This is a genomic window from Bradyrhizobium neotropicale (genome assembly GCF_001641695.1).
Lineage (GTDB): Bacteria > Pseudomonadota > Alphaproteobacteria > Rhizobiales > Xanthobacteraceae > Bradyrhizobium > Bradyrhizobium neotropicale.
In genome coordinates, this window is record NZ_LSEF01000114.1 from 36,018 (window position 1) to 58,575 (window position 22,558).

Consider the following 22,558-nt stretch of genomic DNA (forward strand, 5'->3'; position numbering starts at 1 on the left):
TGATGTCGACGTTGGGATATCGTCCCCGCACGCCGTGATCCAAAATTCTGCTAACTGCCAGCCAGCGTATTGGTGGAGCCTATGCAGCAGATTGCGGAGTGGCTCGAGAACCTTGGACTTGGGCAATACGCACAGCGTTTTGCTCAAAATGGGATTGATGTAGGCGTCCTTCCCGAGCTGATGGACGATGATTTCGAAAAGCTCGGGGTTCTGCTTGGCCATCGTCGCAGAATGCTGCGCGCCATCGCCGAGCTCGATCCGGCCACATTGATCGCATCACCGGCTCCTCCACATGGCGCTGAGCGGCGTCACCTCACAGTGATGTTCTGCGATCTGGTCGGCTCGACTGCGCTTTCCGCACGTCTCGATCCCGAGGACATGTGGGAAGTGATCCGGGCCTATCGCGCGGCTTGCGCGAATGTGATCGCCGCCTATGACGGCATGATCGCCCGGTTCGTGGGTGACGGAATCCTGATCTATTTCGGCTACCCCCGCGCACACGAGGATGATGCGGAGCGCGCAGTCCGCGCGGGACTCGACGTCATCACCGCTGTCAGGCAGCTCAAAACACGCGAGCAGGTCGAAATGCGGATCGCAATCGCGACCGGGCTTGTGGTGGTCGGCGATCTTGTCAGCGGAACCGCATCCGAGGAGCAGGCGACGGTTGGTGAGACGTTGAACCTCGCTGCCCGCCTCCAGGGCCTGGCGGAGCCCGGCGCGGTCGTCGTCGCGGCATCGACGCGCCGGCTCCTCGGCGATCTCTTCGCCTTCCGCAATCTCGGCCGACGCGATGTCAAGGGTATCTCCGAACCCATCGCGGTCTGGGCGGTCGAAGGTGCGTCCGCATCGGAGAGCAGATTCGAGGCGGTCCGTGCGGCGCGCTCGATCGGTTTCGTCGGTCGCAAGGAGGAGATCGATTTCGCGCTCGCGCGCCAGCGGCTGGCCTGGCAGGGGCAAGGCCAGATGATGTTGATTTGCGGCGAAGCGGGTATCGGCAAATCGCGGATGGTTGCAACGCTGTCGGAAAGCCCCGCGTTGGGCGTGCACTGCCGGGTACGGTATCAATGCTCGCCCTACCACACCAACAGTGCGCTTCATCCCTTCGTCGCGCAGCTCGAGCGTGCCGCCGGCATCCGGCCGCTCGACGCGCCCGCGCAAAAGCTAGACAAGCTCGAGGCAATGCTGGCACTTGGAACCCAGGCAGTGGCGCAGGTGGCGCCACTCATCGCGGCTCTGCTTTCGATTCCCACCGGCGACCGCTATCCGACGCTCGGCCTCAGCCCGGCGCAGCAGCGGCGACAGACATTTGCCGCCCTTCTCGATCAGGTCGAGGGGTTGGCGCGGCAGCAGCCCGTGCTGATTATCTGCGAAGACGCGCATTGGGCCGATGCCACGACACTAGAGTTGCTTGATCTCGCGGTCGACCGGATCCGGGGACTGCCGATACTCGTGCTCGTGACGTCCCGTCCCGAGTTCGAGCCATCCTGGGTCGGCCTCGCCAATGTCAGCCTGTTGCGGCTCGACCGGCTTGACCGACAGGATACGCGCGCCCTGGTCGAGCAGGTGGCCGTCGGCCGCCAGCTGCCGCGCGAAATGATGAAGCAGATCATCGACAAGACCGATGGAATCCCGCTCTTCGTCGAGGAATTGACCAAGATGGTGCTGGAATCCGGGCTGCTCGTCGAAGAAGCCGGGCGCTATCGACTCGAAAGTCCGCTTCCGCCACTCGCCATTCCCGCGACACTGCAGGATTCCCTCATGGCGCGGCTCGACCGGCTGGCTCCCGTCAAGGAGGTGGCGCAGATCGGTGCTGCGATCGGCCGCGATTTCTCCTACGCATTGCTGAGATATGTGGCGGGACGCGATGATCTGACGCTGAGCGCCGCGCTCCGGCAGCTCGAAGAGGCAGAGTTGCTAGTATGCCGCGGAGTCCCTCCGGAAGCAAACTACAGTTTCAAGCATGCACTCGTTCAGGAAGCCGCTTACGAGAGCCTGCTCAAGAGCCGACGGCAGGTGCTGCACAAGCAGATCGGCGATGTCCTGCGCGACAAATTTCCAGTCGTTGCGGCGACCGAGCCGGAAATTCTTGCACACCACTTCACGGAGGCGGGCCTCAGCGAGGTCGCCCTCGAATGGTGGCGCAAGGCGGGCCAAGAGGCTCTGAAACGCTCGGCCTATTCCGAAGCGATTGCGCATCTTCGCAAAGCGATTGCCATCGCCGATGAGCTGCCTGATCAGCCCGGCCGGATGATGAGCCGTCTACACCTCCAGATCGCATATGGCCGCGCATTGCGGGGCAGCCTCGGGCACAGCGCGCCCGAAACGGTCGCGGCATGGACGCGCGCCCGGCAACTCGCCGCCGACATCAATGATCCGGTTGAACTTGCGCCGATCCATTCGGGCCTCTTCAACGCCTGCCTGACGCATGGCGAGATCGCTCCGATGCGGGAGTTGGCGACTGCCATCACGAGTGCCGCCGAGCGGCGGGCGGAAGCGCCGGTGGCCGCTGTCCTCGCGCATTGGACGAGCGGGGTAACCTGCTGGTTCGGAGGCAATTATTTGAACGCGAGAACGCATCTTGAGCGGGCACTCGCGATCTATGATGCCGAGCCGGATCCGGCGACCTTCAAGGCGTCGGCGCTGGATCTCCCGTTCGTCATCATGAGGTTCCTTGCGCTCGTGCTTTGGCCGCTTGGAAAGATCGACCGCGCGCGTCGGCTCGCCGCAGACGCGGTGAGTGCGCCAGGAGAGAAGCGTGCGCTTTCCCAGGCGAATGCGCTCGTGCATAGGGCTGTCTTCGACGGACTATGCGGCGGAATGTTGCAGCAGACAGAGACGATCCTTGCGCTTGGACTGGCTCGCGACCACACGATGCCCTTGTATGTGGCCGCCGGGACCTACCTGAATGGCCTCGCAAAGTGGCGGGCGGGCGACCGCATGGCGGGGCTCGCGGACATGCGCCTGGGCTTGACCTCGCTGCACGAGAACGACTGCTACCTCTGTGAACCCTTCTGGGGCATGCATGTTGCCATGGCGGAAGCGGAGGCCGGTCAAGTCGAAACCGGTTTGGAAATGCTGAGAGAGTTGATCGGATGGACCGAGCATTCCGGTCAGCGTTGGCTCGATGCCGAACTGCATCGCGCGCGGGGTGAACTCCTGTTGCGGCATGATCCTCCGAGCCTTTCCAGTGCGGAAGATGCCTTCGACAGGGCTCTGGAAATCGCCCGACGCCAGCAGACCAAGACTTTCGAGCTCCGCAGCGCACTGGGACTTGCACGCATGCGCAGTTCAAAGGGCCGGGCGGCATGCGAGGGGCTCGCTGCGGTCCTTGCTGAGTTTGATACAGAGCGAGGTCTCCCCGAAATCGAAGAAGCGGAAAGGCTGCTCGGGAGTGGGCGGTAGCGCGGTCATGCTCACCGCGTCGCGCGAAATGCCAGCTCGCGCAGCCGCGGCAGGGCGGTGTTGCGGTTGTCGCTGCGCCAGATCGCGTGCAACTCGGCGAACACCGATGGTCCGAGCCTGATCGGGCGAAACACGACATTGTCGAAGCAGGCATTGCGGGTTTCGTCCGGGACGATCGCAAGGCCGAGACCTGCGCTGACCAGGGACAGGATGGCCTGTGCTTGGCTCATCGATTGCACCACTTGCGGCCGGACGCCGTTCGCGTCAAACGCCGCCGTCAACAGTGCGCGCATGTAAGGTCCGCCCGGAGAATACATGATGAAGGGCTGTCCCTCGAGATGCGACAGCTCGGGTCGGCGGCGAATCGCGAGCGGATGGTTGAGTGGCAGCGCAAGAGCAAGTCCTTCGCGGAAGACGGCCGCGCTCCTGATCGGCTCCTCGGTCTCGATCGGCCGGACCAATCCGAGATCGATCCGCCCCGATCTCAGCGCATCGAGTTGCTGACGCGATGTCAGCTCCTCGAACGTGATCTCGATATTCGGCAACTCGTCGCGCACGCGGGTCGCGAGCCAAGGGAGATAGCCGTAGGTCGTCGCGCCGACGAAGCCGATCGACAGCGCGCCGCCTGTCAGCGATGCGGCTTGCCGGGCGGACTTCACCGCGTGCTCGCGCTGTTGAAGCAGCGTGCGGGCTTCGCTGAGGAAGGCGCGCCCGGCCGCGGTCAGCCTGACCGATCGACTGGTGCGCTCGAGGAGTTTGACGCCGAGCGTTCCCTCCAGAAGCTGGATCTGCCGGCTGAGCGGCGGCTGCGTCATGTTCAGCCGCTTGGCCGCGCGGCCGAAATTCAGCTCATCGGCGACCGCCACGAATGCCCGCACTTGGCCGAACTCGATCATTGATACCTTTTCTGGATCAATTAAATCCAAAAATGAGTTTAGACCTGAATTGATCGCTGATCTAGCTTTCTCGTGTCCGAGCGCCGCTGGCGCTTTCGGACATCCACGGTCGCGGAAGGTCGACCGGGCCAAACAAAACGGGAAAGGGCGGAGCAGCGTGACCACGGAGCAGAGGCCGTCCACACGGACGCATTATCGTTTCGTCACCTTGGCATTGATCACCATCCTGCTCGCGCTCAGCAGCGGCGATCGTGCGACGTTGTCGATTGCCGGGCCCAACATGACGAAGGCGCTAGGCATCACGCCGGTCGAGCTCGGCTGGATGTTCTCGGCCTTCGCCTGGGCCTATGTGCTGGCGCATCTCCCGGCGGGGTGGATCGCGGACCGGTTAGGTCCAAAGCAAACCATTTTGGGCGGATTGATTCTGTGGTCGCTTGTCACATTCCTGATGAGCTGCGTCGGCTGGGCCAGCTATCCGTTCCTGGTGATGCTGATCCTGCGCTTCATGCTCGGGGTCTTCGAGTCGCCTGTCGGCCCTGCGGCAGGGCGCATCATCGCTGCTTGGTTTCCCTCCGCGGAGCGGGGTATCGCCGGCGCCATCTTCAACAGCGCTCAATATGTCTCGCTCGTCATCTTCACGCCGCTAATGGGCTTCCTCGATCACCGCTTCGGCTGGGAGCACATCTTCGCCGTAATGGGCGTACTCGGTTTCCTACTCGCTGCGGTCTGGGCCGTCGCTTACTATCCGCCGACCCGCCATCCGAGGATTGGTGCCGCGGAGCTCGATCATCTGCGTGATGGAGGTGCGCTGGTCGATCTCGGCGGTGCTTCGCCGGCAGCAATCGAGGCGCAAGGGCCGCGCTGGTCCGACCTCGCCGAGCTATTCAAGAGCCGCATGCTTGTCGGCATTTTCCTTGCGCAATACGGCATCTCGTCCATCACCTGGTTCTTCGTCTCCTGGTTTCCGACCTATCTCGTCAAGGCGCGCGGCCTGTCGGTGCTCGATGCGAGCCTGATCGCGACCGTCCCCGCCATCTGCGGCTTCGTCGGCGGTGTCGCGACCGGCTTCTTCACCGACTGGCTGTTCAAGCGCACCGGTTCGTTCGGCATCGCACGCAAGACCCCGATCACGATCGGCCTTGTCATGACGGTGCTGATCATCGGCTGCAACTACACTGACTCCACCCTGCTGATCACGGTGCTAATGAGTGCAGCCTTCTTCGGCAAGGGCTTTGGCTCGCTCGGCTGGACCGTCGTCGCCGATACGGCGCCGAAGGAAGTGATCGGGCTTACCGGCGGCGTCTTCAACGCGATCGGCAACACCGCCGGAATCGTGACGCCGGTTGCGATCGGCTACATCCTCTCCGCCACCGGATCGTTCAACGGCGCGCTGCTCTATGTCGGCCTGCACGGGCTGCTGGCCGTGCTCTGCTACTGGGTCATCGTCGGGCCGATCGAGCGCCTCGTCATCCGCGAAGGCGGCGGGCTGATCCGCGCCGCGCCAGTTGCGGCCGAATGACCTCATCATTTCGAAATCAATTTCACAGGAGAAAGCCATGAACGTCCACACACCGGCCAGTGCACGCATTATCGCCAATCCGCTCGCAGCAGGCCTTGCCGCCGGCGAAGCCACCACCGACCGCATTGCCTGGGTGCGGACCTCGCTCGTCTTCCTGCCGCTGGCGCAGGCCATCAGCGACGCCAAGGTTCTCACCGGTCGGCAGAAGCCGCTCACCGAGATCGCCTTCCTGTTTGCGGAGATCGAGACCGAGAACGGCCATAGCGGCATCGGATACAGCTATTCGAAACGCGCCGGCGGTTCGGGTCAGTTCGCGCACGCCAAGGAGATCGCCGGCGAGCTGATCGGCGAGGATCCGAGCGATATCGCGCGTCTGTGGGACAAGCTAGTCTGGGCCGGCGCCTCGGTCGGCCGCAGCGGAATGTCGACGCAGGCGATCGCCGCATTCGACATCGCACTGTGGGACCTCAAGGCAAAGCGCGCAAAGCTGCCGCTCGCCAAGCTGCTAGGTGCCCATCGCGACTCCGTACGCTGCTACAACACCTCGGGCGGATACCTCTCCATGCCGATCGAGGAGGTGAAGGAGCGCATCACCATGGCGCTCGAAAAGGGCATCGGCGCCATCAAGCTGAAGGTCGGACAGCCCGATCCGATGGTCGATCTCAAGCGCATCGAGGCGGTCCGCAATCACATCGGCGACATTCCCCTGGCGATCGACGCGAACCAGCAATGGGACCGCACCACGGCCTTGCGCTTCGGCCGCATTGCGGAGCAGTTCAACTTGACCTGGATCGAGGAGCCGCTCGACGCCTATGACTACGAAGGCCACGCCGCACTTGCGGCTGAGCTTGCGACGCCCATCGCCACCGGCGAGATGCTGACCAGCGTCGACGAGCATTACGAGTTGATCCGCAACAACTCGGTCGATTTCATCCAGCCGGATGCACCGCGGGTCGGTGGTATCACGCCGTTCCTCAAGATCATGGCGCTCGCCGATCACAGGAAGCTTCAGCTCGCTCCGCATTATTGCATGGAGATCCATCTGCACCTGACGGCAGCCTATGCGCGTGAGCCTTGGGTCGAGCACTTCGAATGGTCTGAGGCGATGTTCAACGAGAAGCTCGAGGTCGTGAACGGCCGCATGATCGTGCCGAACAGGCCAGGTCTCGGCTTCAGCCTGTCGGAGCAGGCGCGTGCCTGGGCTCGTGAGGTCCACGAGGTCGGCAAGCGCCCCTGACAGAAGACATGATCGTCGGCCTTGCGATCGGAGCGCATCGATCCCGCTCCGATCGCGGGCGGCCTCACAACACCAGCGAGATTGCCATGTACGAGCCAAAGACGAAGCTTAGTCCCCTCGATCCTTCCGTCGTTCGCCGGCTGAAGGATGTCTCCAGCGGTTCCCTGACTACCGAGCTGTTCAAGAAAGGGCTGCGCCAATGTTTCCTGGTCGGGCTCCTCCCGATGAACAAGGACGCGGTTCGCTTCGCCGGCGAAGCCTTCACCATGCGCATGATCCCGGCGCGCGAGGATCTCGACACGATCGAGACCCTCACGCCGCATCCGAACCCCGACAATCTGCAATGGGAGGCCGTTGAGAACATCCCGCCCGGCCATGTGCTGGTGATCGACAGTCGCAACGATCCGCGCGCCGCCTCAGCGGGCGCCATGCTGCCGACGCGCATGAAGGTGCGTGGTGCAGCCGCGATCGTGACCGACGGGGCGTTTCGTGATGGCCACGAGCTGGCCCGGCTCGATTTCCCCGCCTATGCGCGGCAGGTCACGGCATCGACACGACTGTCCTATCATCGGGTTGCCGACCTCAATATCCCCATCGCTTGCGCCGATGTGGCTGTCTATCCGGGCGACGTCATCGTTGGCGATGGCGATGGCATCACCGTCGTGCCGCGGCATCTCGCCGCCGAAATGGCCGACCTCTGCGAGAGGCGGGACGAGCTCGAAAAGTACCTGTCGTATCGCATTGGAGCCGGCGAGCCGCTCTACGGCGTCTATCCGCCGACACCAGCCGTGCGCGCCGATTTCGAGGCGTGGAAGAAGGCCGGAGCGGATCCGGCAAAGGTAATGACGATCCGGGCGGGAGCATGAGATGAGCAAGATATCGCCCGCAGCCATGGAAGCGGCGATCCGTCGCTATTTCGACGCCTGCAACGCCGCCGACTACGATGCCCTGATGGCCTGCTTCACGGCAGATGCGGTCCACTATTTTCCGCCCGGCCTGCCGGACATTCCATGGCGCAGCGCCGACATCATCGCGCGCAAGTGGATCTGGTGCGTCGAAAATCTCGGCTCGAAGTGGACGATCGAGAAGATCCTATGCTCCTCGACGGCGCCGGAGGCCGTGATTGAATGGACCCACTGGAAGCGGGCGCAGAACACCGCGCTTCGCGGCGACGAATGGTATGTGTTCGACGACGCGACCGGACGCATCAGGGAGATCAGGGCCTATTACGCGGCGCCCGCCGATCCCATGGCCCGGATCTGCGAGCTCGTCGACTTCGACTATCGCGGACGCGGGTATCACCTCTCTCACGAGTAGCGCCGGGCAGGCAGGTCTGAAAGCGGCCGGCGTCTGCTAGCCGCGCCCGGTGCGGGGCTTCAGCCATGCCATGATTACGGCGCACGGCGTGCGGCGGCTGCGCGGCAGCTTGTATCGCTCGATAGCGTCTGCCGCAAAGGCGAGCGCCTGTTGTGCGGACTGTCGCTGCGTTGGGGCAAGCGCCATCCACTCGCGGATGACTGCGCGTCGTATCCTCGACTTCGTCATGTGATTGGTCTCCGGGAAGCGGCTAATCCGGCGGCTGTGCGATCGGCGCGCTTACGCCGCCTTCTGCAGTGGATAGGCCTGCGAACGTCGCGCCAGCAGCGCGCAGCCGCAGGGATGTTCGGCGCCTTGCAGGACGACGAAGCCGCGCTTCGTCACCGCGGCGCGAAGAGTCTCCTTCGCAGCCGGCTTCTGTGCATCGAGCCAGATCACCAGCACGGCGCGGAGGCTGAGGAAATCATCAAGCCATTCCATCGTCGCCTCGAGCTCGCCCAGCGTGCGCCGCCGCCAATCCACCAGCGCGACCTCGTATTGCCCGGCGGGACGGCCGCAATTGCCCGCCGCAGCGGCCAGCAGATATCCGCGCCGCTGCAACTCCATCATCAAGTCCATGCTCTTCGCGCCGACCACGACGATGCGTTGCCGCGTCGAGCAGCCTGCGAGCGCCATCATCGGATCGATGATCCTGTCGCTGATGTGAGGGATAGACATAGTTTCACCGGTTCGGTTGTTGTTGCCTGGCAGGACGCTGAATCCGACGGAGACAAGGAGTGGCGACGCGTGCATGCCGCCACTCCGATCGCCTGTCCTGCGATGTGTCACGCAGCTTTGCGTGACCGGGCCGATATGAACCGGTTGCGATATGATTTCGAGATTGGCACAGCCCCGATTGTATATGAACGGCATAGGACCAGCTTCGACCACTATGCCGCCGCTACAAACGGGCGACGCGATTCCCATCGAATTCAAATGCTGCTGGCGTCATCTTTCGGACCAGTGAGTGTCACTATGCCTTGGAGACCAGGATGACGGCTTATCGTGCATTTCTCGTGGGACGGCATGACCGCCCGATCAAGGTAGTGCAGTTCGATTGCAGCGACGATGAATCGGCGATCTCGTGCGCCGAGAGGCTGGTCGAAGGCCACGATGTGGAGCTTTGGCAGCTCGATCGGCCCGTCGCGAGGTTCGATGCGCGGTCCGGTCAGATGCGCAGAAAATGATCTTCTAGCCCGCGTCGCGGTCGGATGACGCCAGCGGACGGCTTCGCTTGAATGCCGCCTTGGTGCGCTCGCGCAGGCGCTGGAAGATCACGTAGAGCATCGGCACCAAGAAGATTCCGATCGAACTTGCGGCGAGCATGCCGGCGAATACCGCCGTGCCCACCGCTCGACGGCTGAGCGCGGCGGCCCCGGTCGCGATCACGAGCGGCAAGAGGCCGAGGATGAAGGCGACCGACGTCATCATGACCGCGCGGAAGCGCATATGGGCGCCCTGGACCGCGGCCTCATTGAGCGCCACGCCCGCCTCGCGCTGCTCCTTCGCGAACTCGACGATCAAAATGCCATTCTTGGCGGCGAGGGCGATCAGTACCACCAGTCCGATCTGGCCATAGAGATCGAGATTGAGGCCAGCGATCTTGATGCCGAGATAGGATCCGAGCACGCCGACGACGACCGACAGCAGCACCGGGATCGGGATCACCATGCTCTCATAAAGTGCGACCAGGAACAGGTAAGCGAACAACACGGCCAACGCGAGCACGATGCCGGTCTGACCGGCGGCGCTCTGTTCCTGATAGGCGGTGCCGGTCCAGGCGAAGCTGTAACCCGTGGGCAGCACGGTATCGGAGATCTGCGCCATTGCGGCCAGCGCGGTGCCGGAGGAGATTCCGGGCGCAGGGCTGCCGTTCACCGTCACCGAGCGATAATTGTTAAAGCGGGTGATGACCTGCGGTCCGGTCACGATCTTGATGGCGGCCAGTGACCGTATCGGCACCATCTCGCCGGTGCTGTTGCGCACATAGATCCGCCAGATATCCGATACGTCGGCGCGATCGAATGCCTCGCCCTGGACGTTGACCTGCCAGGTGCGCCCGAACAGGTTGAAGTTGTTGACGTAGATGCCGCCGAGCGTCGCTTGCAAAGCGGTGAAGATGTCGTTGACCGCGACGCCCAGCGCCTGGGCCTTGCGGCGGTCGATGTCGAGATAGAGCGACGGGTTGGTCGCGGTAAAGGTCGAGAACACGCGCGCAAGTCGCGGATCGGCATTGGCGGCGCTGATCAGCGCGTTGGTGACGCTCGAAATCGCGGCCGGACTCTGTCCCTCCAAAGCCTGAAGCTGATATTCGAATCCGCCGGCGGTGGAGAGGCCGATGATCGGCGGCAGGTTGAACGGCAGCACGTTGGCCTGCCGGACCTGCGCGCCGGCCGCGAAGGCCTTGGCGATCAGCGCTTGTGCCGAATCCGCGGCCGCTGTCCGGTCGGAAAATGGCTTCAGCCGCGCCACCACCAGCGCACTGTTCGGCTCGGAGGCGCCGTCGAGCAGGGAAAAGCCGATGATCGCCAGCACGTGATCGACGGCCGGCATCCGTTTCAGGGTATCCTCGATCTGCCGCGCGACCTCGCTGGTCCGCGCCACCGACGCGCCGTCGGGCAGCTGCACCGAGGTGAAGAAGGCGCCCTGGTCCTCCTCTGGCAGAAACCCCGTCGGAGTGATCCGCGACATGCCGAAAATGCCGGCGGCAAAGACAGCCACCAGCAGGAGCGACAGGGCAGCCCCGCGCACGAGGTAGCCGACGCCGCCGCTGTAGCGATCGCGCACCCAGTCAATGCCGGCGAGCACGCGGCCCATAATGCCGCGCCGCGGTCCGCCGTGGCGCAGCAACAGCGCGCACAGCGCCGGCGACAGCGTCAGGGCGTTCAACGCCGAGATCATCATGGCTGCGCTGATCGTCACGGCGAACTGGCGAAACAGCGTGCCGGAGATGCCGGGGATGAACGCGACCGGCACGAACACCGAGAGCAGCACCAGCGTGATCGCGATGATCGGCGCGGTGATCTGGGTCATGGCCTTTTTGGCCGCCTCGGCCGGAGGCAGGTCGGGCTCCTCCTCCATGACGCGCTCGACATTCTCCACCACGACGATGGCGTCGTCCACGACGATGCCGATGGCGAGCACCATCGCGAGCAGCGACACCGTATTGGCCGAATAGCCGAATACGAGCAGGACAGCGAAGGTGCCGATCAGGCTCACCGGCACGGCGACCGCCGGAATCACCGTGGCGCGGAGATTGCCGAGGAACAGATAGACCACGAGCACCACCAGGACGAAAGCCTCGCCCAGCGTCCGCAGCACCTCCGCGATCGTGTCGCGCACGAAGCTCGTGGAATCGTATTGCACGAGATAGTTCAACCCTGGCGGAAATCGCCCGGACAGCCGTTGCATCGTGTCCGCGACCGCCCGCGCGGTCGTCACCGCGTTGGCGCCCGGCGCGAGATAGATCGCAATCGGAACGGCGGCCCGTCCGTCGATCCGCGCTTCGCTGTCGAGATTTTGCGCGCCCATCTCGACGCGGGCGACGTCCTTCACCAGCAGCGAGGAGCCATCCGGATTGGCCCGCAGCACGATGTTGGCAAATTGATCGACGCTGGCGAGCCGGCCTAAGGTCTGCACGTTGAACTGGAATTGCTGATCGTCGCTGATCGGCCGCGCGCCGATGCGGCCGACGGCAGCCTGGACGCTTTGGGTGCGGATCGCGGCGATCACGTCGGATGGGGTAAGGTTGAGGCTGGTGAGCCGCTGCGAATCGAACCAGATCCGCATCGAATAGTTCATCTTCGCGAATAGATTCGCCTGGCCCACGCCCGGTGTGCTCGCGATCGCATCTAGCACGTTGATGATGGCGTAGTTGGTGATGAAGAGCGGGTCCTGCCGACCATCGGCGCTGTAGAGAACCAGGAATTGCAGGATCGACGAGGATCGCTTCTGCACCGTCACGCCCTGCTGTTGCACCTCCGTCGGCAATTGGGACAGGGCGCTCTGCACGCGGTTGTTGACGTTGACGGTGTTGATGTCGGCATTGGTGCCGAGCGCGAACGAAACCGTCAGCGTGTAGCTGCCGTCGTTGCCGCTGGTCGATTTCATGTAGAGCGCGCGGTCGACGCCGATCACCTGCGCCTCGAGCGGCTGGGCGACGCTGCTCTCCACGACTTCGGCGGAGGCGCCTGGGAAGGTCGCGGCTACGGTGACCTGCGGTGGCACGATGTCCGGAAATTGCGCCACTGGAATCTGCATGAGCGCGAGCGCGCCGGCGATGGTGATGATGAAAGCAATCACCATCGAAAGCCGCGGACGGTCGACGAACACGCCCGATATCATGGGCTGCCGTCCGCCGGGCGCGTCGGAACTGGGCGATTGGCTGGCGGCGCCGTGTCGCTCGCCGCGCCCTTCATGCTCGACAGAATCAGTGCGCTTGCCGGATCCGGAGCGACGGTCTGGCCGGCGCGAACCCGCTGCAGCCCTTCGGCGATCACCTTGTCGCCGGCCGAAAGGCCGCTGATGACCGAGGCGATTGTAGTCGTCGATTGCCCGAGCTGAATGCGCCGCTGCTCGGCCTTGTTGTCCGTGCCGACCACGAGAACGTAATCGCCCCGCTGGTCGGACAATACCGCCGAGCGCGGGATCGCCAGCACCTCGACCGGCTGTACGCCTTCGAGTACGACCGTGACGAACTCGCCGTCGGTCAGCTCGTGGACGGTGACGCGTGCCGCAGACGGCGCGCGCAGGATCGGGTTATTGATCTCGCCCCGCACCGTGATCGTGTCGGTGTTCTGCGCGATGGTGTTGTCGACGAAATTCAGCTTACCTGACTGGCCATACATGCGACCGTCGGGCAGCCGTAATCTGATCATCACCGCTTCAAGGCCGCCTTGCGGGCCGTATCGTTCGCGCAGCTCGAGCCCCTGGCGGAGCGGCACCGGAAATGTGACGTACATCGGATCCTGGCTGACGATCGTGGTCAGAACGCCGGAGGAGGGGCCGACGATGTTGCCTTCCGTCACCGCCGTGCGCCCGATCTTGCCGTCGATCGGCGCGCTGATCACGGTGTATTCGAGGTTGATTTGCGAGGCCTGGACCTGTGCCTGCGCGGCCTGCACCTGGGCCTCGAGGCTGCGCTGGTTTGCGAGCGCAGCGTCGTAGGTCGACTGCTGCCCGGCCGGTCCTCCGAGCAGGGTGCGTGCGCGCTCCGTCGTCAGCCTGGCGTTCTCAAGTGTTGCCTCGAGCTGCGCCACCTGCGCCTGCTTGGCTGCCAGATCGGCTTCGAATGGACCGCGCTCCAGGCGATAGAGCTGGTCGCCCTTTTTGATCTCGGCCCCCTCGTTGAACAACCGCTGTTCCAGAAATGCGGTGACGCGGGCGGCAACGTTGACCCGATTGATCGCCTCGATCCGGCCAAGAAATTCGCTGGCCTCGGTGATCGGCCGCCGCGTCGCCTCGACGACGCCGACCGCAGGCGCCGACGGTGCGGGCTGCGTCCGCGCGCCCACGCCGGTCAACACCGTGATGAGGCTTGCCGCCAGCAGTCTAGTCGGAACGTCGGCAAGGTTCATTGTCCGCTCCTTGCTCCGGGCTCAGAACCGCCGCCGGCGTCAATGCTATGGCGTGCCTAGCGCCAACGCCATCCGCAATGACGGCGGCCGCGATGCCACCAGCACACCCAACGGCGGCGCCGGCGCGGCGGCGCCGGACGCGGCGGCGGGGCGCCCCAGCCCGGGCTGCCCCACCCGGGACCGGGCGACGGTCCCCATTGCGCCGGCATCACCGGGGCCGCTGACTCGCCAGCCCTTCCAAGATCGGGATCGACGGGCATCGCCTCAGCGACGCCAATGAGGCGAACTCCTGCGGCGCCGATCGCGGCGGTGGCAATGGCACTCGTTGCAAGGCCGAGGAAGGCACGGCGGCTGGGAGCATGCATTGCGATTGTCTCCTTAGGTCATGCGGTCGTTCGCAGCGATTGCAGCGCGTAGAGCAACCATGCGAGGCCATGCGAGATCAAATCGACGCCGAGCAGGAAGCCGAGCACCCAGACGCTGATGTCGGGGAAGCCGAACAGGATGAGCACCCCGGCGACGACGGCGAAGATTCCGGAGATCAGCATCATCCAGCCATTCTGCCGCCAGTAGGCGAAACTCAGCACGCAGCGAATGACGCCCGATGCGAACAGCACGGCGCCGAGAAAATAAGTCAGGATCAGCGCGCCTGAGGCCGGCTGGGTGAGCAGGATGAGGCCGAAGGCGAGGTAGAGCGCACCGAGAACGATCCGCCACAGGAAACCGCCCCATCCCTTGGTCCAGAACGCGTGTGCGACCTCGAACCCGCCAGCAGCGATCGCGGTGAGTCCGATGAACTTGACACTGATGATGGTGGCGAAGGCGAGGTCGCCGAGTGCGAAGAGGCCGGTGGCGATCAGGACGACGCCGAGCAGTGCGCAAGCCCACAGCGGCGGACTACCGAAGGCGCCGACGGTTCCGCGGCTGTCATACACGGTCATGCGATCCTCCTGGGCGGCCAAGGCTCGATCACATCGGATCGTAACGTTGAACCCTCGGGTCCGACATCGGACGAAACCCTGAGCCGCAGGGCGGGAATGTTCTCATCTTCGCCCCATGCGCGGGGTCGCGGACGAGAGCGGTCGGATCGTGCGGGACCTCATTGCAGGAACTGCCGGAAGCGACGGAGGGACAGGAAGAACAATGAGCCGCCGATCACCAACAGGGCGGCAAGCTGCGGCCAAACGACCGCTAGCCCGGCGCCGCGAAACAGGACGGCCTGGGCCAGGATCACGAAATGGGTGTTCGGCGCAGCGAGCATAATGTTCTGAATGATTTCGGGCATGCTCTCTCTCGGTGTCGTGGCGCCCGACAGCATTTGAAGAGGCATCAGCACCAGCATCAGGAGCAGACCGAACTGCGGCATCGTTCCGGCGGAGGTGGCGAGAAAAATGCCCATGCTGGTGGTGGCAAAAAGGTAGAGCGCCGTGCCGAACAGGAACAGCGGGACCGAACCGCCGATCCGGACCGCGAGAAGTCCCTGCACGATGAAGATGAGCGATATGCTTGCCGCGACGAGGACGACGAGGCCCATCGACCAGATCTTGCTCGCCATCACCTCGAAGGGCGTCACCGGCATGACCAGCAGGTGCTCGATGGTGCCGTGCTCGCGCTCCCGGATCAGCGCCGCGCCGGTCAGGATGATCGACAGCATCGTGACCGAGGAGATGATGTTGTTGATGGCTCCGAACCAGCTCTTGTTGAGCTCGGGATTGAAGCGGGCGCGCAGCGCCAGATCGATCGGCAGCGGGGCGGCCGAGCGATAGCGGGACAGGAACTCGCTGACCTCGTCGCCGACGATCGACTGGATATAGCCGCTCCCCGTGAATGCCTGCGACATCCGGGTCGCATCCACGTTGAGCTGGATGGCGGGCGATCGCCGCGCCAAGAGGTCGCGCTGGAAGTTGGGCGGGATATTGAGCGCGAAGGTGTCGAGGCCGGCATCCATGCGGGACATCATCTCCGATTGCGGGATCAGCCGGGGCACCGTGAAAAAGGGCGGGCTGAACGCCGTGATGATGCGCGTCGCGGCGGGCGACCTGTCCTCGTCGACAATGGCGAGCGCTGCCTGGTTCAGGGTCTCCGGCTGGGCCTTGGACGCGGTATAGATCGAGACCGTGAAGGCATAGACGATCAGCACGAGCATCATGGGATCGCGGAACAGGCCACGAAGCTCCTTGATGCCGAGCTGGACGATATTGCCCGTACGCATCTAACTCGCCTGCTTCTTGAGGAGCGCGACACCGAGCGCGAGCAGCACGGGGATCGTGACGATCAGGGCCAGGAAAGGTCCGGACAGATCGCCGAAGTCGAGCCCTTTGGAGAAGGTGCCGCGCGTGATGGTGACGAAATGCGCCGTCGGGTAGATCCGTCCGATAACGGCGCCGGCGCCCTGGAGCGAGGAAACCGGATCGACCAGCCCCGAATATTGCGTGGCCGGGATCATGGTGAGCAGTGCGGTCGCGAAGATCGCGGCAATCTGGCTCGTCATGAACGATGAGATCACGAGCCCCATCGCGGTGGTGACGATGACATACAGGAGCGCGGCCGATGTGAATGCGACGAAGCTGCCGGTGAAGGGAACCCGGAATGCGAACACGGCAAAAGCGGTCAGCAGGAAGAAGTTCAGCATGGCGAGCGCGACATAGGGGAGCTGCTTGCCGATCAGGAATTCGAGCCGCGTGACCGGCGTGACGTAGAAGTTGATGATCGAGCCAAGCTCCTTCTCGCGCACGACACTCAGCGTCGCCAGGATCGCCGGGATGATCAGGAGCAGGATCGGGATCACGGCCGGCGCCATCGCGACGATGCTTCTGATGTCGGGGTTGTAGAGGAATCGAACCTCGATCTGGTAGTCGCCCGTGGTGGCGGCGTTGCCATAGAGCTGCCGGGCGCGCTGCGCGAGCCATGTCGCGTGCATTGCCTGCACGTAGCTGCGCACCGTCTCCGCGCGCGACGGCATCGCGCCGTCGACCCATGCGCCGATCTGAACGTTGCTGCCGCGCGCCACGTCGCGTCCGAAGCCGGGCGGGATTTCGATGGCAAGGCTGAGCTCGCCGCTGCGCATGCGACGATCGAGATCGTCATAGTCGGTGATCGGTGCGAGCTCCGTGAAGTAGCGCGAGCCCGCGATCTGGAGGACGTAGTCGCGGCTGATCGTGGTGTCGTCGCGATCCATGACGGCGAAGGAGAGGTCCTCGACGTCCATGTTGATGCCATAGCCCATCACGAACATCAGGATGAGACTGCCGAGGATCGCAAGGGTAGCGCGGATCGGATCGCGCTTGAGCTCGAGGGCCTCGCGCTGCGTGTAGGCGAACATGCGGCGCGGGTCGAAGAAGCTCAATGCACCGTGCATCGCGCCGTGCGTCTTCGCGGCGGCAGCGGTGGTCGCGATGTGCGGCACGGGGACCGCCTTCGTCGTGTCCGTCGCGGCGATTGCGTCCTTGAGATAGGCAACGAAAGCCTCTTCGAGGCTGCCGCCGCCGCGCCGTGCCGCGATCTGCTCCGGCGTATCGCTGATCATGACCTTGCCGGCATGCATCAGCGAGATGCGGTCGCAGCGCTCTGCCTCGTTCATGAAGTGGGTGGAGACGAAGATCGTGACGTTGTCCTGTCGCGACAGGTCGGACAGGATTTGCCAGAAACCGTCGCGCGCCACTGGATCGACGCCGGACGTCGGCTCGTCCAGGATCAGGATATCGGGCGCGTGGATCATGGCGACGGCAAGCGACAGGCGCTGGCGGACGCCGAGCGGCAGCGCGTCCGGCAACGCGTCGATGACATTGGCGAGGTCGAAGCGCCCAACCATGTCGCGGACCCGACCGTCGATCGTATCGGGTGCGAGCCGGAACAGGCGTGCGTGCAGCTCCAGGTTCTGGCGGACGGTCAGCTCGGAATAGAGCGAGAACGCCTGCGACATGTAGCCGACGCGGCGCCGGACGTCCATGTCACGGGGATCGACCTCGCGTCCGAACAACCGGGCTTCGCCTTCGCTGGCCGGCAGGAGCCCGGTCAGCACCTTCATGGTCGTGGTCTTGCCGCAGCCGTTGGAGCCGAGAAAGCCGAAGATCTCGCCGCGAGCGATTCGGAACGTCACGTGATCGACAGCCGTGAAGTCGCCGAATTTGACGGTGAGATCCCTGGCCTCTATCGCGACGTCGCCGCCCTGGTCGCTCCGGCGGGGCGGGATCACCACCTCCTTGTGCGCCCGTCGTTTCTCCTCAGGCAACAGGGCGATGAAAGCGGCATCGAGATTGTCCGTACCGGTCTGCCGCAGCAGCTCGGGCGGCGTGCCGGTGGCGAGCACCCGTCCGTCATCCATCGCAACGAGCCAGTCGAAGCGTGCGGCTTCCTCCATATAGGCGGTGGCGACGATGACGCTCATGCCGGGACGATCCTTGCGGATCGTCTCGATCAGCTCCCAGAACTGGCGGCGCGAGAGCGGATCGACGCCGGTGGTCGGCTCATCGAGGATCAGCAGATCGGGATCGTGGATCAGCGCGCAGCAGAGCCCGAGCTTCTGCTTCATGCCGCCCGACAGCTTGCCCGCGGGCCGGTCTGCGAATGGCGCGAGACCGGTATCCCCGAGGAGCTGTTGAATTCTCTCCTCGCGCTCGCGCCGGTCATGACCGAACAGACGGCCGAAGAAATCGACATTCTCGAACACGGAGAGCGTCGGGTAGAGATTCTTGCCGAGGCCCTGCGGCATGTAGGCGATCTGCGGGCAGGTCCGCCGCCGGTGGGCGGCGTCGGCCATGTCGCCGCCAAGCACGTGAACGTGGCCGTCCTGGATCGCGCGAGCTCCGGCGATCAGCGAGAGCAGGCTGGATTTACCGACGCCGTCAGGTCCGATCAATCCCACCATGCGGCTTGCGGGAATGTCGAGCGTGATGCCATCGAGTGCGCACATCGTGCCGTAGGATAGCCCGACCGCCTCGAGGCGTATCACCGGCGCAGAGGCGGAGGGGGCGGGCCCGTGCGGCGAGTCGCTCATTTGACCAGATTTTCCGTGAGCTGCGCCGGCCACTCGGCGTCGGAATCGAGGCGAACGAAGGCGCGACCGGGTAGCCCGGTCTTGACCTGTTCGATGTTTCTCCGCAGCAGCTCCGGCGAAATATGCGCCCTGACGCGGAACATCAGCTTCTGGCGCTCCTCCTCGGTCTCGACCGTCTTGGGTGTGAATTGAGCGACACTGGCGACGAACGTCGCCTTGGCCGGGATGACCCATTGCGGCGCAGCGTCGAGCACGAGACGGACCTCCGAGCCGATGGCCACGCGACCGGCCTGCGCCGTCGGCAGGAAGAAGGTCATGTAGACGTCGCCGAGGTCGACGAGGTTGAGCACGCGTCCGCCGGCGCTGAGGACTTCGCCCGGCTGTGCCACGCGGAATTGAACGCGACCATCGCGCGGCGCGCGCAGCGTCGAGTCGTTGAGGTCGGCCTTGATGCTCTCGATCGCGGCCTTCGCTGCCTCGACGGCAGCTTCCGCGTCGACCACCTGTGCCTTGGCCGCGCTGATCGCGGCTTCCGAGCCGGCGAGCTGGGCTTCGGACGCGGCTACGGCTGCGCGCGCGCCGTTGGCGGCCGCCCGGTCGTCGTCGAGCACCTGCTGGGACACGGCGTTGGTGAGGATCAGTTGCTCGGAACGCTGGAGCTTGCGATCGGCCGCATCGTACTGGGCGCTGCGCTGCGCGATCACGGCGGTCGCGGTCTTCTTCTCGGCCTCGCGTTGGGTCACGAGGCTCTTGGCGGTCTCGATACCGATCGTAGCACGCCGCAATTGCGCCTGGGCCTGACGGTACTGCGCCTCGAGCTGCACCGTATCCATCTGCGCCAACGCCTGTCCCGCGGTGACCAGATCGCCTTCTCGCACCAGGATGTCCCGGATTCGCCCCGGCGTCTTGGTGGCGATATCGATCTCGACGGCCTCGATGCGGCCGTTGCCACTGGCGAATCCGCTCGGAAGGCTGTCGCCCCCGAGCCTCTGCCAGGCGAAGTAACCGCCTGCGCCGAGAGCCGCGATGAGGATGGCGATCAGCCAGCGTTTTCGATTGTGTGTCATGGTTTGGGTCGTTTTCATTGAACAGCGCGCTCGCCGCGCGGTCCCAAGGTCAGATGAGTCACGCCGGCGGCGAGATTGAGCCCGATCGACCGCTCGACCGAGATTGGCTGCAGCATGATGCTCCTCCGCGAGCCGCCGACCAGGACGTTGGCGCCGAGGCCGGGGCCGAGGGCGACATTGCCGCTTGCGCCGACATAGTTGCCGCGCAACGTGCCGGGACCTATTCGCGAGTTCCGGGCGAAGACGGCCCAGGACAGCGTGCCGGCGCTGGTTACGCCGAGATCAAGCCCGACGCGCCTGATCCGTCCCTCGTAGACGTACTGCCGGGGCGGGCGCAGCCCGTTGAACACGCAGCGCATCGCCTGCGTCGACCCAAGCACCAATCCGACGCGTGGCTCCGAGAAGCACAGCAGCCTGCCGATCCTGAATCTCTCGGCACGTGCGGACGAGGTCACGGCGCAGAGAACAGCTATTGCGCCGATGGCTGCAAGGTATCGCAATGGTCGCATTCAAGCCTCCTCCTGGTGTTTGGTTTCGGTCGATCGGGCCCGGGGGCGGCGGTCCTGGCGCAGCCAGAACGAGATGGCGAGGCCGATCAGCAGCACGGCGCCGAGCAGGAAGAAGAAGATGGACTGCTTCAGCCAGGAGATCGCCGGAACGGCCGCGCCCATCGCAAGGCCGAGAAAGGCAATCTGTAGCGACAAGAGACTCACGCCCGCGAGGAACGTGCCGAGCGCCAGCAGCGTCAGCAGCACGAGGCCGGTCGCTGGCATCGGAAGCAGCTGCTGAACCCCGGAGACCAGCATGATGTTCATCGTGACCAGGACCGCGATCCAGTGCAGCGCCTGGGTCCAGATCAGACGGATCTTTCCCTCCCGGCCTTCGGTCTCCGGCCATTTGGTGACGACGCAGACCACGCCGATGGCAAGCGCCAGAAATTCCCAATATCCGACCAGCGGCTGGTGCGAGACGTTGGTATAGGCGACGCCTGCGATGGCGAGCAGCAGCGCGACGATATAGGGAAGCTGTTGCCACAGGACATGAGCCATCGTCGAAGGTGTTACGGGAGGCTCATGGGCGTCGCTTTGATGCGCATCAATCTCACTCATGGCTGCTCACTCACGATTGTTCGCTGCCGGCTCGAGACCGTCGCCGAGATAATCCTCGACGTAGAACCTGATGATTGCGACCCGGCCGATCGCGACGAGCGGCATCGCAAGCGCGATGCCCATGACGCCAAACAGGGCACCGAGCAGGACGATCGCAACCAGCGTCCAGGCCGGTGGTGTCTCGACCGCCTGCCGCTGGATCAGTGGGCCGATGACGTAGCCCTCGATCGACTGGATGATGGTGTAGACGACGACGGCCCAGATCAGCAGCGAGGCGCCGAGCGGCATCGCCACGAGCGCGATCGGAATCGCGGCAACGATCGGCCCGAGATAGGGGATGAAGTTCGACAGGCCCGCCTGCAGCCCAAGCACGAACGGCCCTGGCAGCCCGATCAGATAGAGCGCGAGCCAGACGCACAGTGTCATCAGGATGATGCGGATCAGTTGGCCGACGAACCACAGCCGCATGACGTTGCCCATTTCGTCCAACACCGCGCGCGTGCGGGCGCGGTAGGATTGCCTGACAAGCACGACCAGGCTCTCGCGATAGCTCGTGGGATCGAAGGCAAAGAGGATTCCGAGGAACAGGATCACGAGCACGCTGGTCAGAAGGCTCGAGGCGCCGCCCAGCAGGAATTGCGCGTGGCTGAGAAAGCGGCCCTGATCGGCGAACAGCCATTGTGCGAAGTCGCGCCCCCATTCCGGGCCGAGCAGATCGACGCCATAGGACAACAGGTGTGCCTGCAGGATATCGACTTGGGCATCCATGACCTTGAGCAGAAGGCGCGTCTGCTCCGGCAGCTTGCCCGCGCCCCAAACCAGTCCGAGGCCCGACAGGGCGCCGAGCAGCAGAAGAACGAGTGTCAGGCGACAGACGCGACCGAGAGGGAGGACCGGCGCCAGAGCCCGCGCGGCGGCGTCCAGCAGGGCCGCGAACAGCACGCCCGCGAACACGATGAGGAGGCTGGACACCGTTTGCCACACCAGGAACAGGGCGACGCCTGCGGCGAGTAGGCTGAGACCGGTCGCGAGCAGGCTCCGCCGTCCGATATCTCCGCCATGGTCGGCGGGGCTCTCGTGCAGAACGACCTCGCGCACTCGCTCCGGTCCCATCCTGGATTCGCTCATCGGCCGGTCCATCGGCGGGAGTGGTCACGTCTCAGGTGCGAACGCGACGGCTGCCATAGTGTGGATGCTTGCCGCCGCGATGACGCCAGTACCGGTGCTTGGCCGGATTCGTGTTGGTGTTGGGCGTGGCCTTGCTTGGCGCGGCTGCGCCGGTCTCTTTCGGCGCCGCCGCGGTGTCCTTCGGCTGGGCCAGGGAGAGGGACGATGGCGTCGCGACTGCCACCAGTCCGCCCAGGATTAGGGTGCGACACACGGTCTGGATATTCATACAC

At 64.5% G+C, this 22,558-nt stretch carries 18 protein-coding genes; 5 read left to right on the forward strand and 13 right to left on the reverse strand.

Annotation, left to right across the window (positions count from 1 at the left end; all coding sequences use genetic code 11):
- Positions 1–81 precede the first annotated feature (81 nt).
- Positions 82–3,402: an adenylate/guanylate cyclase domain-containing protein gene (locus AXW67_RS37160; protein WP_063681898.1), complete on the forward strand. Its 3,321-nt coding sequence runs from the start codon at positions 82–84 to the stop codon at positions 3,400–3,402.
- An 11-nt stretch (positions 3,403–3,413) separates the two neighbouring features.
- Here AXW67_RS37160 and AXW67_RS37165 read toward each other — a convergent pair whose 3' ends face one another.
- A complete protein-coding gene (locus AXW67_RS37165) occupies positions 3,414–4,463 on the reverse strand; it encodes a LysR family transcriptional regulator (RefSeq protein WP_245315847.1) in 1,050 nt (349 codons plus the stop codon).
- Here AXW67_RS37165 and AXW67_RS37170 point away from each other — a divergent pair.
- The 4 genes from AXW67_RS37170 (at position 4,456) to AXW67_RS37185 (ending at position 8,371) form a co-directional block, all read left to right on the forward strand.
- Entirely contained in the window at positions 4,456–5,817 is a 1,362-nt protein-coding gene (locus tag AXW67_RS37170) for an MFS transporter (protein ID WP_063681899.1), read from the forward strand. The two genes, AXW67_RS37165 and AXW67_RS37170, sit on opposite strands and share 8 nt — an antisense overlap.
- A 37-nt stretch (positions 5,818–5,854) precedes the next feature.
- On the forward strand, positions 5,855–7,054 hold the full coding sequence (locus AXW67_RS37175; protein ID WP_201723760.1) for an L-talarate/galactarate dehydratase: 1,200 nt from the start codon (positions 5,855–5,857) through the stop codon (positions 7,052–7,054).
- Between the two features lie 86 nt (positions 7,055–7,140).
- On the forward strand, positions 7,141–7,920 hold the full coding sequence (locus AXW67_RS37180; protein WP_063681977.1) for a ribonuclease activity regulator RraA: 780 nt from the start codon (positions 7,141–7,143) through the stop codon (positions 7,918–7,920).
- 1 nt (position 7,921) lies between these two features.
- Positions 7,922–8,371, forward strand: coding sequence for a nuclear transport factor 2 family protein (locus tag AXW67_RS37185; RefSeq protein WP_063681900.1), 450 nt, complete (start codon positions 7,922–7,924; stop codon positions 8,369–8,371).
- 279 nt (positions 8,372–8,650) lie between these two features.
- On the opposite strand, the gene AXW67_RS37195 is transcribed toward AXW67_RS37185, so the two are convergent.
- The 12 genes from AXW67_RS37195 to AXW67_RS37250 form a co-directional block, all read right to left on the reverse strand.
- The gene (locus AXW67_RS37195) at positions 8,651–9,088 is read right to left on the reverse strand and encodes a hypothetical protein (protein WP_145928127.1); all 438 of its coding nucleotides are present in this window, start codon (positions 9,086–9,088) and stop codon (positions 8,651–8,653) included.
- 513 nt (positions 9,089–9,601) lie between these two features.
- Positions 9,602–12,754, reverse strand: a complete 3,153-nt coding sequence (locus AXW67_RS37205; RefSeq protein ID WP_063681903.1) for an efflux RND transporter permease subunit — start codon at positions 12,752–12,754, stop codon at positions 9,602–9,604.
- Positions 12,751–13,986, reverse strand: a complete 1,236-nt coding sequence (locus AXW67_RS37210) for an efflux RND transporter periplasmic adaptor subunit (protein WP_063681904.1) — start codon at positions 13,984–13,986, stop codon at positions 12,751–12,753. Before AXW67_RS37210 ends, AXW67_RS37205 begins: the two co-directional genes overlap by 4 nt.
- A gap of 56 nt (positions 13,987–14,042) precedes the next feature.
- On the reverse strand, positions 14,043–14,351 hold the full coding sequence (locus AXW67_RS45150) for a twin-arginine translocation signal domain-containing protein (protein WP_145928128.1): 309 nt from the start codon (positions 14,349–14,351) through the stop codon (positions 14,043–14,045).
- Between the two features lie 18 nt (positions 14,352–14,369).
- On the reverse strand, positions 14,370–14,927 hold the full coding sequence (locus AXW67_RS37215) for an HdeD family acid-resistance protein (protein WP_063681978.1): 558 nt from the start codon (positions 14,925–14,927) through the stop codon (positions 14,370–14,372).
- Between the two features lie 158 nt (positions 14,928–15,085).
- Positions 15,086–16,198, reverse strand: coding sequence for an ABC transporter permease (locus AXW67_RS37220; protein WP_063681905.1), 1,113 nt, complete (start codon positions 16,196–16,198; stop codon positions 15,086–15,088).
- Entirely contained in the window at positions 16,199–18,982 is a 2,784-nt protein-coding gene (gene rbbA / locus AXW67_RS37225) for a ribosome-associated ATPase/putative transporter RbbA (RefSeq protein WP_063681906.1), read from the reverse strand.
- Positions 18,979–20,049, reverse strand: a complete 1,071-nt coding sequence (locus AXW67_RS37230) for an HlyD family secretion protein (protein WP_027556576.1) — start codon at positions 20,047–20,049, stop codon at positions 18,979–18,981. Before AXW67_RS37230 ends, rbbA begins: the two co-directional genes overlap by 4 nt.
- Before the next feature lie 14 nt (positions 20,050–20,063).
- Complete coding sequence (locus tag AXW67_RS37235) at positions 20,064–20,558, reverse strand: DUF992 domain-containing protein (RefSeq protein ID WP_063681907.1); 495 nt, start codon at positions 20,556–20,558, stop codon at positions 20,064–20,066.
- Positions 20,559–21,158, reverse strand: coding sequence for a hypothetical protein (locus AXW67_RS37240; RefSeq protein ID WP_063681908.1), 600 nt, complete (start codon positions 21,156–21,158; stop codon positions 20,559–20,561).
- 6 nt (positions 21,159–21,164) lie between these two features.
- The gene (locus AXW67_RS37245) at positions 21,165–22,286 is read right to left on the reverse strand and encodes an AI-2E family transporter (RefSeq protein WP_063681909.1); all 1,122 of its coding nucleotides are present in this window, start codon (positions 22,284–22,286) and stop codon (positions 21,165–21,167) included.
- Between the two features lie 31 nt (positions 22,287–22,317).
- The gene (locus AXW67_RS37250) at positions 22,318–22,554 is read right to left on the reverse strand and encodes a hypothetical protein (protein WP_063681910.1); all 237 of its coding nucleotides are present in this window, start codon (positions 22,552–22,554) and stop codon (positions 22,318–22,320) included.
- Positions 22,555–22,558: the final 4 nt, after the last annotated feature.